Annotated in this window: 15 protein-coding genes; 7 read left to right on the forward strand and 8 right to left on the reverse strand. The window is 60.9% G+C overall.

Translation table 11 applies throughout. From position 1 onward, the window contains the following. Window positions 1–49 precede the first annotated feature (49 nt). Window positions 50–1102, reverse strand: coding sequence for a class I fructose-bisphosphate aldolase (locus FY550_RS15075; RefSeq protein ID WP_070979573.1), 1053 nt, complete (start codon window positions 1100–1102; stop codon window positions 50–52). Window positions 1103–1710: 608 nt separating this feature from the next. On the opposite strand from FY550_RS15075, the gene FY550_RS15080 reads away from it, so the two are divergent. Then, window positions 1711–2877, forward strand: coding sequence for a phosphoglycerate kinase (locus FY550_RS15080; RefSeq protein ID WP_070979575.1), 1167 nt, complete (start codon window positions 1711–1713; stop codon window positions 2875–2877). Window positions 2878–3371: 494 nt separating this feature from the next. Here the strand turns inward: FY550_RS15080 and FY550_RS15085 are convergent, their stop codons facing one another. Beyond that, window positions 3372–4238 carry a M23 family metallopeptidase gene (locus FY550_RS15085; RefSeq protein WP_199287816.1) on the reverse strand — a complete coding sequence of 289 codons (867 nt, stop codon included), beginning with the start codon at window positions 4236–4238 and terminating at the stop codon, window positions 3372–3374. Window positions 4239–4410: 172 nt separating this feature from the next. Between FY550_RS15085 and FY550_RS15090 the strand changes: the two genes are divergently transcribed. Genes FY550_RS15090 through FY550_RS15100 form a run of 3 tightly spaced genes read left to right on the forward strand, consistent with a single transcriptional unit; the run spans window position 4411 to window position 6616 of the window. Further along, complete coding sequence (locus FY550_RS15090) at window positions 4411–5358, forward strand: DnaJ C-terminal domain-containing protein (RefSeq protein ID WP_070979578.1); 948 nt, start codon at window positions 4411–4413, stop codon at window positions 5356–5358. Window positions 5359–5361: 3 nt separating this feature from the next. Beyond that, window positions 5362–5676, forward strand: coding sequence for a chaperone modulator CbpM (locus FY550_RS15095; protein ID WP_070979580.1), 315 nt, complete (start codon window positions 5362–5364; stop codon window positions 5674–5676). Between the two features lie 34 nt (window positions 5677–5710). Continuing rightward, the gene (locus FY550_RS15100) at window positions 5711–6616 is read left to right on the forward strand and encodes a ketopantoate reductase family protein (protein WP_070979582.1); all 906 of its coding nucleotides are present in this window, start codon (window positions 5711–5713) and stop codon (window positions 6614–6616) included. Between the two features lie 689 nt (window positions 6617–7305). On the opposite strand, the gene FY550_RS15105 is transcribed toward FY550_RS15100, so the two are convergent. The 5 genes from FY550_RS15105 to FY550_RS15125 all read right to left on the reverse strand — a co-directional run bounded on the left by FY550_RS15105 (window position 7306) and on the right by FY550_RS15125 (window position 12871). Next, window positions 7306–7647 (reverse strand): thioredoxin family protein, encoded by a 342-nt coding sequence (locus tag FY550_RS15105; RefSeq protein ID WP_070979594.1) that lies wholly within the window; start codon window positions 7645–7647, stop codon window positions 7306–7308. After that, complete coding sequence (locus FY550_RS15110) at window positions 7619–8113, reverse strand: flavodoxin (protein ID WP_070979597.1); 495 nt, start codon at window positions 8111–8113, stop codon at window positions 7619–7621. Before FY550_RS15110 ends, FY550_RS15105 begins: the two co-directional genes overlap by 29 nt. Window positions 8114–8166: 53 nt before the next feature. Continuing rightward, entirely contained in the window at window positions 8167–9237 is a 1071-nt protein-coding gene (locus FY550_RS15115) for a ribonucleotide-diphosphate reductase subunit beta (RefSeq protein WP_070979599.1), read from the reverse strand. Window positions 9238–9310: 73 nt separating this feature from the next. Beyond that, window positions 9311–11626, reverse strand: coding sequence for a ribonucleoside-diphosphate reductase subunit alpha (locus tag FY550_RS15120; RefSeq protein ID WP_070979602.1), 2316 nt, complete (start codon window positions 11624–11626; stop codon window positions 9311–9313). Between the two features lie 423 nt (window positions 11627–12049). Continuing rightward, window positions 12050–12871: a TraX family protein gene (locus tag FY550_RS15125; RefSeq protein WP_084388172.1), complete on the reverse strand. Its 822-nt coding sequence runs from the start codon at window positions 12869–12871 to the stop codon at window positions 12050–12052. Between the two features lie 147 nt (window positions 12872–13018). Here FY550_RS15125 and FY550_RS15130 point away from each other — a divergent pair, with 147 nt between their 5' ends. Further along, window positions 13019–13501 carry a hypothetical protein gene (locus FY550_RS15130; protein ID WP_070979604.1) on the forward strand — a complete coding sequence of 161 codons (483 nt, stop codon included), beginning with the start codon at window positions 13019–13021 and terminating at the stop codon, window positions 13499–13501. Window positions 13502–13518: 17 nt separating this feature from the next. On the opposite strand, the gene FY550_RS15135 is transcribed toward FY550_RS15130, so the two are convergent. Next, window positions 13519–13806: a DUF4235 domain-containing protein gene (locus FY550_RS15135; RefSeq protein WP_070979607.1), complete on the reverse strand. Its 288-nt coding sequence runs from the start codon at window positions 13804–13806 to the stop codon at window positions 13519–13521. 172 nt (window positions 13807–13978) lie between these two features. Here FY550_RS15135 and FY550_RS16930 point away from each other — a divergent pair, with 172 nt between their 5' ends. Continuing rightward, window positions 13979–14137, forward strand: coding sequence for a hypothetical protein (locus FY550_RS16930; RefSeq protein ID WP_168169336.1), 159 nt, complete (start codon window positions 13979–13981; stop codon window positions 14135–14137). 247 nt (window positions 14138–14384) lie between these two features. Continuing rightward, window positions 14385–15224 (forward strand): phosphonate ABC transporter ATP-binding protein, encoded by an 840-nt coding sequence (gene phnC, locus FY550_RS15140; RefSeq protein ID WP_149054638.1) that lies wholly within the window; start codon window positions 14385–14387, stop codon window positions 15222–15224. The last annotated feature ends 6 nt before the right edge of the window (window positions 15225–15230 follow it).

Genomic DNA, 15230 nt, shown 5'->3' on the forward strand with positions numbered 1-15230 from the left:
CATGGCATCAACATGCCGGCATGGTGCTGCCGCCACGCTCGGGCGCCTGTCAGGCGATGGTGACGTCGCTGGAGAGATAGACGTCCTGGATGGCGTTGAGCAGCTCTACGCCCTCCTTCATCGGTTTCTGGAACGCCTTGCGTCCCGAGATCAGCCCCATGCCACCGGCTCGCTTGTTGATAACGGCAGTGCGTACCGCTTCGCCAAGATCCGAGTGCCCCTTGGAACCACCACCGGAGTTGATCAGCCCGGCTCGGCCCATGAAGCTGTTCGCCACCTGGTAACGCGCCAGATCAACGGGATGATCGGATGTCAGCTCACTGTAGACCTTGTCATGAGTGTGACCGAAACCGATATCACGGAAGCCGTGATTGGTCTCCGGCAGCTTCTGCTTGACGATATCAGCCTTGATGGTGGCCGCCATGTGGACCGCCTGACTGGTCAGATCCGAGGCAACATGGTAGTCAGTACCCTCCTGCTTGAACTCGGGATTGCGCAGGTAGGCCCAAAGCACCGTCACCATGCCCAGCTGGTGGGCACGCTCGAAGGCAGCGCTGATTTCCTGGATCTGACGACGGCTCTCGGGAGAACCGAAGTAGATGGTCGCACCCACGGCGACACACCCCATCTCGTGCGCCTGTTCGACATCGGCAAACAGGGTCTGGTCATAGATGGCCGGATACGTCAGCGACTCATTGTGATTGAGCTTGAGCATCATCGGAATCTTGTGCGCATAGCGCCGCGCCACCGAAGAAAGCGCGCCCAGCGTGGTCGCCACGCAGTTACAGCCGCCCTCGATGGCCAACTCGACGATGTTCTTCGGATCAAAGTACTGCGGGTTGGGGGCAAATGACGCCCCGGCAGAGTGTTCGATGCCCTGATCGACCGGCAACATGCCCAGATACCCGGTACCCGCCAGGCGGCCGTGATTGAACAGGGTCTGCATATTACGCAGCACGTGTGGACTGCGATCGCTGTCCGCCATGACCCGATCAACGAAATCGGGGCCCGGCAGATAGAGATCTTCCTTGCGAAAGCCCGTGCAGGTGTGGCTCAGCAGGCTTTCGGCTTCCTCTCCCAACAACCTGGTGATGTCGGTCATTATCGTGTTCCTCGTTCCTTCCATGAGTCGCAAAGCCGATCGGCTGTCCTGCAGCGATCGGCCTGGCAGCATATGGGCGCTTCCGACGACTGCCCGCGGCAGGTCGGTAACGCTCCGTAACGTCCGGCAGGCCGGGAACGTTGCTGACCCGATGGATTCTGTCCGCCACCATCGGAGGCGACTTGATCGCATTGATCTTCGACCAACGATATAAGACCAAAGAGGCATCAACGAAAGTCTTACAACACGCACTCCTGGCAAAGGCTGTCATGGCGTGGGTTACAGCCATTGTGGCCGCTGCATGAATCAGGCATGTTGTCAGCTCCTGTCCGGGTCGTCGGCTGCCTTTATCAGGACGCGCCCGTTACCAACGGTGACGAATGAGACGGCCGCAGTCTGCAGCAAGCATCACAAACACCCTGGCAGCAGATCTCCGATCCGGGGCGTATGGCCGTTTCACCGCTGATCAAACTGCTATGCTGGTTCGATAATGAGCGGGGTCAGGCCAACGGTGGCTCGACATCACCCAGCGCTGCCCCCTGTTGAAGACCGGCTTTTCCAAAAACCGGGCCGGGTATCTCGGCCCCTGGCATAAACGAGGATGGACCATGAACGTGCGCAAGATGTCCGAGCTCGATCTCGCTGGCAAACGCGTGTTGATTCGCGAGGATTTCAACGTGCCGATCAAGGACGGCCGGGTCACCTCTGATGCCCGCATCCGCGCCTGCCTGAAGACCATCAAGACCGCTCTCGAGCAGAACGCGAAGGTCATGCTGATGAGCCATCTCGGGCGCCCGACCGAAGGGGAGCCTGATGACGAGCTCTCGCTGGCCCCGGTCGCCAACCATCTTGGTGAGCTGCTCGGACGCACCGTGCGGCTGGAACGCGACTATCTCGATGGTCCGCTGGAGCTTGCCGATGGTGAAGTGGTGCTGCTGGAGAATGTCCGCTTCAACAAGGGCGAGAAGAAGGATGATGAAGCACTGGCGAAGCAGTATGCCCAGCTCTGCGACATCTATGTGATGGACGCCTTCGGTACCGCGCATCGCGCCGAGGCCTCCACCCATGGTGTTGCCCGCTTCGCGCCGGATGCCTGCGCCGGCCCGGTGCTGGCCTCCGAGCTGGAAGCACTGGAGAAGGCCCTGTCGAATCCGCGGCGCCCGATGGTCGCTGTGGTCGGCGGCTCCAAGGTGTCGACCAAGCTCGACGTACTGACCGCACTGGCCGAGAAGTGCGATCAGCTGATCGTGGGTGGCGGTATTGCCAACACCTTTATCGCCGCCGCCGGTTACAACGTGGGCAAGTCGCTGTATGAAGCCGATCTGGTCGATCAGGCAAAAGCCTTCATGGAGAAGGTCGATGTGCCGCTGCCGGTCGATGTCATCGTGGCCACCGAATTCGCCGAACATGCCAGGGCCGAGACCCGGCCGATCGATGATGTCGGTGATGACGAGATGATTCTCGATGTCGGCCCGAAAACTGCCGAGACCTATGCCGCCGCCTTCAAGAGTGCCGGTACCATCCTCTGGAACGGTCCGGTGGGCGTCTTCGAATTCGACCAGTTTGGCGGTGGCACCGAAGCCATGGCGAAGGCGATTGCCGAAAGCGATGCCTTCTCGATTGCCGGGGGCGGCGATACCCTCGCGGCCATCGACAAGTACGGTGTAACGCAGGATATCTCCTACATCTCTACCGGTGGCGGTGCTTTCCTCGAGTATGTGGAAGGCAAGGAGTTGCCGGCGGTGCAGGCGCTCAAGGCCGCTGCTGGTCACTGAGCTCGCGCTCTGAGGCAGATACCACAGGCCCCGCAACAGCGGGGCCTGTTTTTTGTTCGTCAGAGGTTCGTGAAAGAACCCCCTTCGCGACTGAAGTCGCTCCTACAACACCGGTTGGGCCCCCTCCAGGAACGTCTTCAGCCGCGAGGGGCCGAAGCAGCCGATGACGACCACCGAAACCACCCCCATCGAATGTCCCCATGGGGTTGCAGGAGCGACCTCAGCCGCGATGGGCCGAAACACCCGATGGCGACGACCGAAACCACCCCCATCGAATGTTCCCATGGGGTTGCAGGAGTGGCTTCAGCCGCGAGGGGCCGAAGCAGCCGATGACGACCACCAAAACCACCCCCATCGAATGTCCCCATGGGGTTGCAGGAGTGGCTTCAGCCGCGAGGGGCCGAAGCAGCCGATGACGACCACCAAAACCACCCCCATCGAATGTCCCCATGGGGGTTGTAGGAGCGGCTTCAGCCGCGATGGCTCGTGATTCACTACGGTTGGGTACGCTCAAGCACCAGCAACGGGTCGATCCGGGTATCGAACCAGTTCATCCCCCAATGCAGATGCGACCCGGTGGCGCGACCACTCGACCCCACCTCACCAATCACTTCGCCCTGCTCAACATGATCGCCGACTTTTACATCGAGCTGCGAGAGATGCAGGAAGTTGGAACTGATGCCGAAACCGTGATCGAGCAGCACGGTACCGCCGGTGAGGTAGAGATCAGGCTCGGCGAAGGTGATCACCCCGGCGGCCGGCGCCCTGACCGGTGTACCGGTCGCTGCGGCAATATCCATGCCGGAGTGCGCTGAACCCGGCGTACCATTGTAGATGCGCTGCCGCCCGAAACGGCCACTGATGCGCCCCTCTACCGGCCAGATGAATGCCTGGGTAAAGCCGATTCGATCGTCATTGCGGGTGCGCGCCCGGCTGACGGCAGCCTGCTCACGGCGGATACGCTCGGCAATCTTCGGCGGTGGTGAGACCGTGGCCGGGGGCACGCCATCGATGCGCTCGATCGGCCAGTCTCTCGGTGTCACTTCGACCCGTGCGGTCATGGTCGAACCTGCCGGTGGCGTCACCGTGATCAACTGATCGCTACGGGCATCTCGCCCTATGCCGAAGACCACCGTCCCGTAATCGGTGACCCGCAGGGTGCGACCCTCGTACTCAACCCGAGAATTCGGTGGCACCTTGCCGATGACCATGGCCCCCTGCTGAACATGGTCGGGGAAGATCACCTCCGGCGAGGCGGCCCGGGCTGAGCCATTCAGGCAAGCCATCAGCATGAGCACCAGCGTCAGGCCGGCCATCAGCAGTCGTGCAGCGAAACGCTCGGGGCGTCGAAGTGCGTCCAATGGTCCCTCCTTACAGGCATCAGATTCGGCCACAATCTGCCTTATACTGCATGGCACAACCGCGTGATGACAGCGCAACATGATGAGACGGCAATACCAGGAGGATGAGCGCTGTCCGTTTCCCATTGGATAGCCCGGGGCCATATGCGGCCCTTCTGACGGAGCCCGAACCGTGGAATTCAGGGATTACTATCAGCTGCTTGGCGTTGAACGCACGGCGACGCCGGAAGAGATCAAAAAGGCCTATCGCCGGCTGGCGCGGCGCTACCATCCCGATATCAATCGGGAGGCGGATGCCGAGCAGCGCATGCAGGAGATCAACGAAGCACGCGATGTGCTGGCCGATCCCGAGCGGCGCGCCGCCTATGATCAGCTCTACGAGTATCAGCACCATGGCGGCGGAGAGGAATTTCGTGCGCCCCCCGACTGGGATGCCGGCTTCGAGTTTTCCGGCAGCGGCTTCTCCAACGCCGATGCAGGCGACTACAGTGACTTCTTTGCCAGCATCTTCGGCCATCCCGGCGGCCGACGTTCCCGCGGCAGTCATTACCGCATGCGTGGCGAGGATCGCCACGCCCGCATCTACATCGATCTGGTCGATACCTATCAGGGCGCTACGCGCACCATCGTCCTGCACAGCCCCGAACCGGATGCCACGGGGCAGCTCCACCTGGTCGATCACAACCTCAGTGTGCATATCCCGCGGGGGGTAAAGTCCGGCCAGCACATCCGCCTGTCCGGCCAGGGGCATCCCGGCATGGGTGGCGGCCCACCCGGCGATCTTTTTCTCGAGATCGCCTTCAACGAGGATTCGCGCTATCGCATCGAGGATCGGGATGTATACACCAGCGTCCCGGTCGCGCCCTGGGAGGCAGCCCTGGGCGCCTCGATCGAAGCGCCCACACCATCGGGCCCGGTGCGCCTGAAGGTGCCGGCAGGATCACAATCCGGCCGACGTTTACGTCTCAAGGGACGCGGCATTCCGGGGGAACCGGCCGGTGATCTCTATGTCGAGCTCAGGGTGGTGCTCCCCCCGGCCAACAGTGAGCGAGCGCGTCAGTTCTATCAAACCATGGCGCAGGAAATGCCGTTCAATCCACGTCAGTCACAGGAAACCTGAGCCATGAGCCATCATGACATCATCGCGGGTGAGCTGCTGGATGAGGAGAACCTCTCGCTCGAGGAACTGGCTCGCGCCTGCGCCGTCGATCGACGCTGGGTGATCGAACGTCTGGAAAGTGGCCTGCTCGATCAGGGCGGCCATTACGTGACCCATCAGCGCTTCACCAGCCATACCCTGACCCGGATACGTCGTATGCGACAGATGGAGCAGGATTTCGATGCCGTCCCGGAACTGGCAGCGCTGGTCGCCGATCTGCTCGAGGAGATGGATCGACTGCGGACACGGGCACGCGCTGCCGGCGTGAAACTGGACTGACAGCGCGCAGCACCGCTACCGAAGGAGCATGTACATGAAGATCGCCATCATGGGGGCCGGTGCCGTCGGCTGCTACTACGGTGCGATGCTCGCTCGCGCCGGCCATGACGTCACTCTGATCGGCCGGGCGGCCCATGTCGAGGCCATCCGCCAGAAGGGGCTGTTGCTGGAGACCGCCACGCTGCATGAGTACATTCCGGTGAACTCCTCCACTACTGCAGAGGAGGTGCAGGACGCCGAACTGGTGCTGTGCTGCGTGAAATCCACCGATACCGTCGCCGCTGGCGAAGCGATGGCGCCCTGGCTGGCCGAAGAGGCCGTGGTGCTGAGCCTGCAGAATGGCGTCGATAACGCCGAGCGTCTGCAACAGGTACTGAATCGCCCGGTGATGCCCACCGTGGTATATGTCGCCACCGCCATGGCCGGGCCGGGGCACGTGCAGCATCATGGTCGCGGCGAGCTGGTGCTCGGCCCGGGCCCGGTGAGCGAGCGTATCGCCGCCCTGCTCAGCGAAGCGGCGATTCCCACCGAGGTGTTTGATAACGCCATCGGCGCGCTGTGGGCCAAGCTGATCATCAACTGTGCGTGGAATGCGCTCTCAGCGATTGCGCAAAAGCCCTATGGTGAGCTGTCTCGGGGGGCTGGCGTGACGAAGGTGATGGACGACGTGGTCAGCGAGTGTCTGACGGTGGCACGAGCCTGCGGCGTCCGGGTACCGGGAGATGTACGCAGAGCCGTTAGCGCGATCGCCGAAAGCATGCCGAATCAGTTCTCCTCGACCGCACAGGACCTGGCGCGGGGCCGCACCAGCGAGATCGATCACCTCAATGGCTATATCGTGCGGCGCGGCGAAGCGCGCGGGGTGGCCACCCCGGCCAATCGCACACTGCATACATTGGTGAAGCTGCTGGAAGGCCGAGACGCCGCCGCAGGGCAGTAGTCATGCATTGAGGTATGGTGGCGCAGCAGCCGGCATGATCGCGACTGAAGTCGCTCCTACAAAACCCCATGGAAGCTTCGATGAAGGTGCTCTCAGCCGTCACCGTGGGGGTTGCTGCCTGCCGGGCAATCGCGGCCAGAACCACCCTTGGAGGAATACCAACCGGTGTTGTAGGAGCGACTTCAGTCGCGATGGATACATGACACCATGGCAGATGTCGTCCCAGACACTTGGCGTGAGGCTGTACAAGCAAGCTCGATAGCCTCAGCGACTATTTTATGCGGCGCTGTAAAGCACGTGGCGTAGCCGCTCTAGTCAACCGCATGATAAAGCCCCACAAATATGTGGGGCTTTTTATAGCTACTTACTGAGAATCGTCTTTCACCCAGAAGCAGAACATGCGGCCATTTTTTGGATAAATCTTCTTACCCGTCTTGGGGTTAGTCACCCACGGGCGACAAATCCACTTGTAGCCTTCTCGAGACTCCGGTTTGCTCATTGCAACACCTTACATCTCAGGCGTTGATTATCACCGAACCAAAGCCTAGACTCATGCTGCGTTTGATCAGCTGGCTAGTCCGGTTGATCCTCCCATGACAGCTAGCCTGTTTTCCGTATGGGAGACTTAAAGCAGAAGGTTGCCGCCTTCTGCTCATTCAGGCCATGCGCTTAGCATGGCCTGAATTCTTTTACACCTCCGACGACACCAGATTCGAAGCCACCAGCGCCTCGATCTTCTCCGGCGCATTGAAACCGGCCAGGCGTCCCACTTCCTCACCATTGCGGAAGAGCAGCAGCGTCGGGGTCTGACGCAGTCCGTGCTGGTGAAAGAAATCTTCCCCCACAACTTCCAGCTGCACCTTCACCAGGGTCACGCCCTCTGCCGTTTCGCTGGCAGCAAAACGCTTGAGCGCCATGTCGAGCATCTTGCAGCCCGGGCAGTTGTTCTTGAAGAAATCGACCAGTACCAGCTCGTGTTCGGCCAGCAGGGCATCGAATTCATCAGGCGTGGTGAGTGTGAGCGTCTGCATGAGCGAAAGCTTCCCGTTGTGTCATGATCCGGCGCGTCCAGTCGGCAATGGCCGCGGCATCCCTGGGGGCCGCCGGCATCTGCTCGATGGTGAGCTTCGGATAGCGGCTGTTGAAAAAGCGGGCCATGCGATGGACAGCGCCGCAGTAATACTCTTCGCCCCACTGGGTTTCACCGGTGCCGAAGACAGCAACATGCTCGGGGCGAAAACCGTCATCGCCAAACAGTTCGGCAATGAACTCCTTCATCTCCGGTGGCGTACGACCGCCATTGTCGCTCCACGATCCCAACAGATAGAGATCGAAGGCGCGCGCAGCACGCTCATCGGCAACAACATCGAACAGCGATTCGACCGTGACGAATACCGATACCACCCGATGGCCGAGCCGCTCGCACTCGGCGCCAATCAGCTCGGCCACCTCGCGGGTATTGCCGCTCAACGAGTCATAAGCCAGCAGGATATCCATCACCGTCGTCCCTGCGCTGTGCGTCGGCGCCTGCGCGTCATCACGGGATGACCTCAGAGATCGTCGAAACCGTTGTCGAGATTGGTCTTCTTGTAGCTGGCGTTGCGCGCCTCGAAGAAGTCCGTCTTGGTATCCGTGGTGTTATCGGCATAGGCGCGAATCCACGGCATCACGTTCTCGCCCACTTCCGAATAGAGCGGCTCCATGCCCAGCATGCCGGACATCTTGTTGGCCCGATATTTGACGTAGCTGAGCATCTCATCGAGATCGATCCCGTCGATGCCATCGAGCACCTCGCCGGACCACTGGGTCTCTAGGTCAACCGCATGACGGAACGCCTGATGGGTGTACTCGGTCAGGGCATCAGTCTGCAGCTGCGGATTCTCGCCAACGATGGCGCGGATCAGCTCGCTGATGAACTTGGAGTGCGCCAGCTCATCACGATTGATGAAGCTGATCACCTTGCCGGTACCGTTCATCCGGTTCTGGCGCATCAGGTTGTAGAAGTACGCAAACCCGGAATAGAAGTTGATGCCTTCCAGAATCGACGACTGGATCAGCGCCTTGACCAGCGTCTCCGGCGTCTTGTCGGTCATGAAGTCGTTGTACGCCTTCATGATCGGCTCATTGCGCGCAATGATGGTCGGATGGGTACGCGCCAGCTCGAATACCCGCTTCTGCTCCTGCAGATTGGTAATCGAGGCCAGGACGTAGGAGTAGCTCTCGTTGTGGATCACTTCCTGCTGGCCGATGATCGCCGAATTGGCGTGTGCCGCAGGATCGGTGATGTACTCCGCCACGTTATAGATGAAACGCGTCTGCGGCGAATCGAGTGTCGCCAGCAGGCCGATGATGGCGTCAAAGGCGTACTTCTCGCGCCCGGAAAGCTCCTGGTACTGCTTGGCATCCCCTTTCATGTCGACTTCATCGGGGATCCAGTAGTTGGTCGAGAGCTCCTTGTAGGCACGGTAAAAGGACGGATACGGAATATCGTTCCAGTTCAGGATGCCGCTCGTCTCGCCGTTGATGATGCCGGTCGAGCGATTGGGATAGGTCGGCTCGAGAATCCGGATCCGCCGCAGCTGATCGGCGCTTTCCGTCCTGTCCGCCACGGGTGTGGTCATGAACGAATCTCCTTGCATGGCGTCCGCATCAGGCGGACGCCGTCGGTAACGCTTTAACGGGCCAGCCAGAACCTTAGCTGGCGCACCACTCGCACTCTTCGATATCGATATCGTTGGAGCGCACGTAGTAGGTGGTCTTGAGCCCTTCCTTCCAGGCGGTCATGTGCAGATTGAGCAGCGTGCTCGCCTTGATGGTGCTGGGCACATAGAAGTTGAAGCTGATCGCCTGATCGACGTGACGCTGGCGACGACCGTTCTGACGCACGCTGGCAAACTGGTCGACCCGATAGGCCCCCTTCTCGTAGTAGGGGTAGGTCTCCATGTTCAGCCCGGGCGCCACCACCGGCCGGCGATAGTCCTTCTTCTCTTCGTAATAGAAGGCGCTGTAGATCGGATCGATCGAAGCGGTCGAGCCGGCGATCTGGGCGGTACTCATGTTGGGCGCGACGGCCAGCACGTAGCCGTTGCGCATGCCGGTGCGCGCCACCTCTCCGGCCAGCTGCTGCCACTGCTCACTGTTATAGCCGCGGCGCTCGAAGTACTCGCCGGTCTGCCAGTCACTGCCGGCAAAGACCTTGTAGGGCCCCTTCTCGGCGGCCAGCTCCTTGCTCGCCTTGACCGCGTAGTAATTGATGCGCTCGTAGAGCTCGTCGCAGTACTGCTCGGCCTCTTCGCTGTTCCAGTCGATGCCCTTCTGAGCCAGCAGGTGGTGCCAGCCGAAGGTGCCCAGACCGATGGCACGATACTTGCGATTGGTGATCGTCGCCTGCGGGACCGGCAGCTGATTGAGGTCGATGACGTTGTCGAGCATGCGCACTTCAATGGCAATCAGCCGCTCGAGGATGTCCTCTTCCACCAGATCGGACTCGGCAGTCACCGCACGGCCGAGATTGACCGAGGAGAGGTTGCAGACCACGAAATCGCCCGCCTGCTTGGAGGTGACGATCTGATCGCCGCTGATCGTTTCCTGGATCAGTTTCGTCGGACTCATGTTCTGCAGGATTTCGGTACACAGGTTGCTCGAATACACCCGGCCGACGTGCTTGTTGGGATTCATCCGGTTGACCTGGTCCCGGTAGAACATGAACGGCGTACCGGTTTCGAGCTGGCTGACCATGATCCGCTTGAAGATATCGATCGCCTTGACGATGCGCCGGCTGATGCTCTCGTCGGCCACCAGCTCCTCGTACTTCTCGCGGAAGCTGCCCTCGCCACGGCGTTCGTCGAAGAAGTCCTGCAGATACCAGCCCTTCTTCTCCTTCACCTCGTGCGGGTCGAACAGATACCAGTCGCCGCGCCGCTCGACCGTTTCCATGAACAGATCCGGGATGCACACCGCCGTGAAGACGTCATGGGCGCGCAGGCGCTGATCGCCGTTGTTCAGGCGCAGATCGAGAAACGCCTCGATGTCCTTGTGGAACACATCGAGATAGACCGAGATGGCGCCCTTGCGCTGGCCCAGCTGATCGACACTGACCGCGGTGTTGTTGAGCTGCTTGATCCACGGCACCACGCCGCCACTGGAGCCCTTGACGCCGCGGATTGCCGAGCCGGTGGAGCGTACATAGCCAAGATAGGCACCCACGCCACCACCATGCTTGGAGACCCGGGCCACATCAGTGTTGGAGTCATAGATGCCCTGCAGGCTGTCATCGACAGTATCGATGAAGCAGCTGGAGAGCTGACCGCCGATCTTGCCGGCATTGGCCAGCGTCGGCGTGGCCACGGTCATGTAGAGATTGGAGAGCGCCCAGTACGCTTCACGCACCAGCTCCATGCGACGCGTACGCGGCTTCTCTTCCTGCATCAGGTAAAGTGCGATGGTCAGCCAGCGCTCCTGAGGCAGTTCATAGACGTTGCGATCGGTATCGGTGGCGAGATAGCGCGTCGCCAGCAGATAGAGGCCGTTGTAGGAGAACAGCTTGTCGCGTTCCGGCTCGATCATGCCGCCGGCTTCAATCAGCTCATCCTTGGAGTAGTTGCGCAGCACATCACCCGAGTAGATGCCACGCTCGCCCAGGCTCTCCTGCAGACCGACGTAGGAGCCGTATTTGTCATCGTCGTTGTAGAAGCGGTTCTTGCTCGCTTTCTTGTAGAGGCGATTGAGATAGAGACGCGCTGCGAAGAACTCCCACTCCGGCGTGGCCACATCGGTGTTGGCCTCTGCCTCGCGGATCAGGTAATCGACCATCTCCTCGGCCGCCAGACGCTCCTTGCGTTCGATGAAGGCAAACGCCTTGCGCTTGTAATCATCGATCTCGAGCTGCGGAAACTCTTCATGGATGCGATCCAGATAACGCTCGAGTCGAGCGCGATCCCACGGCATCTGCCGCTTGCCGCCGTCCTTGGTGATCCAGGTGGTCCGGGTGGCCGCTTCTACAGTCGTCATGGGCGTGCTCTCGCTATCTCGTGGCCCTCGAATGGGCGATCGAAAACGTCGTGACGACCTCGATCGGCCATCACGAAGCAATGGAATATGGGGTGTTACAGGGTGCCTTTCGGAAGGTGCCCAGCGTACACCGACCAGCGATCCATGGCTATAGGAACATGATGATCTTTTACCAGATGTAGTACTGCAATCGGAAAAAGATCCAATATATAGTGCCTATTCACAGGTTTGCCCTGGACAGGGAAGTACTCACTTACCTGCTGGGCCTGCCGTAGAGAGGGATAAGCAACAGGAGGAAAACCCTTCATGACTGCGGCCCTTCAATGACCCACAGTCAGATCACAACTCATGCACAGGGTTACCCACAGCCTGTTGGCCAGGGCCACCAATAACCCGCTGTGGGTAACCGAATCAGCCCCGGGGTCACCGCCCGCTCAAAACGACCCAGAGCGCAATCAGGGCCAGGTGGCCAGGATACCAGCCGAGCCATAAAACGCGAGGCATGACAAAACGACGCGGCAGGGCAGGCACATGTTGTGCGCCTCCCAGCGCCAGCCCTGTCACCAGCAGGCAGGTCATCAGTGCAATCCACTGGCTGATCGGAACGATATTAAGCGGCCAGGCTACCAGAGCCAGCAGCCCGGTGGCCGGCAGTATCAGCAGCCGTTGCAGGCCATCCGCCCGAGCTGCCAGGTGCAGGACCAGCATGAAGACGGGAATCAGCAGCACGCCGGTCCAGCCATACTCCAGGCGCACATGGAAGAGATCCTCGAAGAGCAGTGCCAGCATACAGGCGAACAGCACCATCAGCATGGCCGCAATCTGCATGGCGAGCGTACGAGGTGGCTGCTGTGCCAGGCGCAGTAGCGCGCTGCCCACGATCAGCCCCAGCGCCAGCGTAAAGCAGACATTGAGCACCGGCATGCTCAATACCCGTGGCATCAGCATATAGGGCAGCTGCGCCACCAGCCCGATCATCACGATGCGCCGCGCATAGCGCCACGGATTACGGGTATCGAACAGCGCATGCCAGGCGACCATGGCAGCAAACAGCGGAAAGGCCACACGCCCGACGGTGTCACTGGCCCAGCCCAAGGGCCAGGCAGCCGGCAGCGCAAAACGGGTAACATGGTCGACACTCATGCTGATCAGCGCCAGCCATTTACCCCAGTCCGTCCAGTGCGAGGCAGGGCGACGGCGCTCGCCGGAGGGCACTCCTGCGGGCGCTGCAGGGTATGACGTCATGGAAATGCTCTCCGGCAGCACGACGGTGACCCAGCATATCGGCAACGCTGCCCGCTGACGATTCCTCCCAACCCTGCCATTATGGCAACCGAACGTAACAGGACGACACATCGACCGGACGGATCGCCATCGAATGGATAACCTCTGATGTCAAAGCGCTATTTCCATCCCGAGCGCTGGTACGACACCATCGCCGTGAGCGAAGGAGCCTTCTGGGTCTGCTACCTCTGGTGTGCCCAGTGGTCACTGGTCAATGGGCAGAGCACACCCTTTCTACCCGCCACCATTGTCATGGCCGCCGTGATTCTGGCCATCGTGAGTCGCCGCTCCATGCGCCTGGCACTGCGCCGCTTCCGGGTGCGCAAGCGACGCACCGAGATGCTGATGCATCTCATGCTGCCGCCCCTGTTGCTGGGACCACTGATCTGGTGGCTGCTGGAAAGACTGGTGGGTGAGCTGCCCGGCGCTCAACGCTGGACGCTGGCCGCTCTGCTGGCAAGCGCGGGCTGGGCCGTGTTCGTGATCTCGGTATTGATCAAGCGACTGATCCGACACTACCAGGAGGCTTCTCCGACGGCCGATGAAGAGACTACCGTCGAAGAAGATCCACCGCCCCCCGGCGCCGCCTGAGCGCAACCAACCGCGATTCAGTCCTCGAAGCGTGACAGTACCCGCTGCCCTTTCGGATGACGGCGGGCGCGCTTCATTGCTTCGGAGCCCATACGCCAGCCCAGAATACGTGCCATGCCGACCAGCATGCCCGAGCAGGCCCCCCACGCCAGGGCATCGCGCCAGCGCACATCCGGATCATCGGGATTGAGCGGCGGCTCGAAGCCATAACGACGCGAAGTCCGCTTCATGGTCTGACGTACCAGTACGCCGGTGGTCAGTGCCGTCGCGGTTCCGAAAAGAGTCCACACCGTTTGCGGTTTCATCCTGCTGTACTCCTGTGCCCTGATAACCCTGTGTCCCAGCGTAGACCACTCGCTCGCTGGGAGCGTCCGACATTCGCACGTCACGTCAATACGGCCATTAGTGTATTGTCAGGCAAATGTCACAGCGGTTCGCTATGCTCGACACAAGGTACGTTGACAAGGGAACAATACAATGATGATTTTCGAACCCATGCCTGCATTTTCCGGCCTCTCCGAAGGCAGTACCGAAGAGGTGGCCGAGAACACGATGGCCGAACTCTGCTGGCAGCAACTGTGTCTGGAGAGCGGCTGCCCCGAGCAGTACGATGGCCGTGCCGCCATCGCCGAATGAGCGCCTTCCATCGGTCGGCCGATATGCCGCAGGCCGGCCGATGACAGTAATGTGACCAGGTGGTGACAAGGCCACCCTCCCCTGCATGCTAACCGACTGATTCAAAAGGCTCTGATCAGTAGCTCCTGCCTACCGGAACCTCGAATCAAACGGACAATCGTCATCAAATCGACATTGTCTAGACAAGTGATCGTCATCCCTCTCCCTCAGACTCCCCTCATCGATCACCTCCGAGAGGGCGTGTCACATGACTACCGCCACAGCCGCAACGCCGACTGCCATTGACGTTCGCTCCCTGAGCAAGTCCTTCGGACGCAAACGCGTGCTCGAGGAGATTGCCTTCACCATTGCACCTGGTGAGCGCATCACCCTCATCGGCCCTTCCGGCTCCGGCAAATCCACCCTGCTGCGCCATCTGGTCGGGCTGACCGCCGCCGATCGTGTCGGCAGCAGGATCACGCTGCTGGAGCGCACCGTGCAGAGCGATGGGCGACTGCTGTCGGCACCGCGCCGCGAACGCTGCCGGGTGGGGTACATTTTTCAGAACTTCAATCTCGTCAATCGACTGAGCGTGCTCCAGAACGTCCTGATCGGCCGGCTGGGGCGCATGCCGCGCTGGCGTGCACTGAGCGCTCGTTTCAGTGCCGACGAGCACCGCATGGCGCATGAAGCGCTGGCACGGGTCGGGTTGCACGATCTCGCCGCACAGCGTGCCAACACTCTATCCGGCGGCCAGATGCAGCGCGTGGCGATCGCCCGGGCGCTGGTTCAGGAAGCCGAGATCATTCTTGCCGATGAACCCATCGCCTCGCTCGATCCGAAAAGTGCCCGCGAGGTGATGGATATCCTCCGTCGCATCAACGAGGAGGACGGTCGCGCCGTGGTGGTATCGCTCCATCAGATCGATATCGCCCGTCAGTGGTGCGATCGCGCCATCGCCCTCAAGCGCGGCCGGCTCTACTACGACGGCCCGACCCGCGCCCTGACCGATCAGCGCCTCGCTGCCCTCTACGACGATGCCGGCCTGGAAGAGCTGCTGGCTCAGCCCGCACCAGCCGGCCGACAGAGGCTGGCGACCGCCGGCTGACACCGA

It is taken from the genome of Kushneria phosphatilytica (genome assembly GCF_008247605.1).
GTDB classification, from domain to species: Bacteria; Pseudomonadota; Gammaproteobacteria; order Pseudomonadales; family Halomonadaceae; genus Kushneria; species Kushneria phosphatilytica.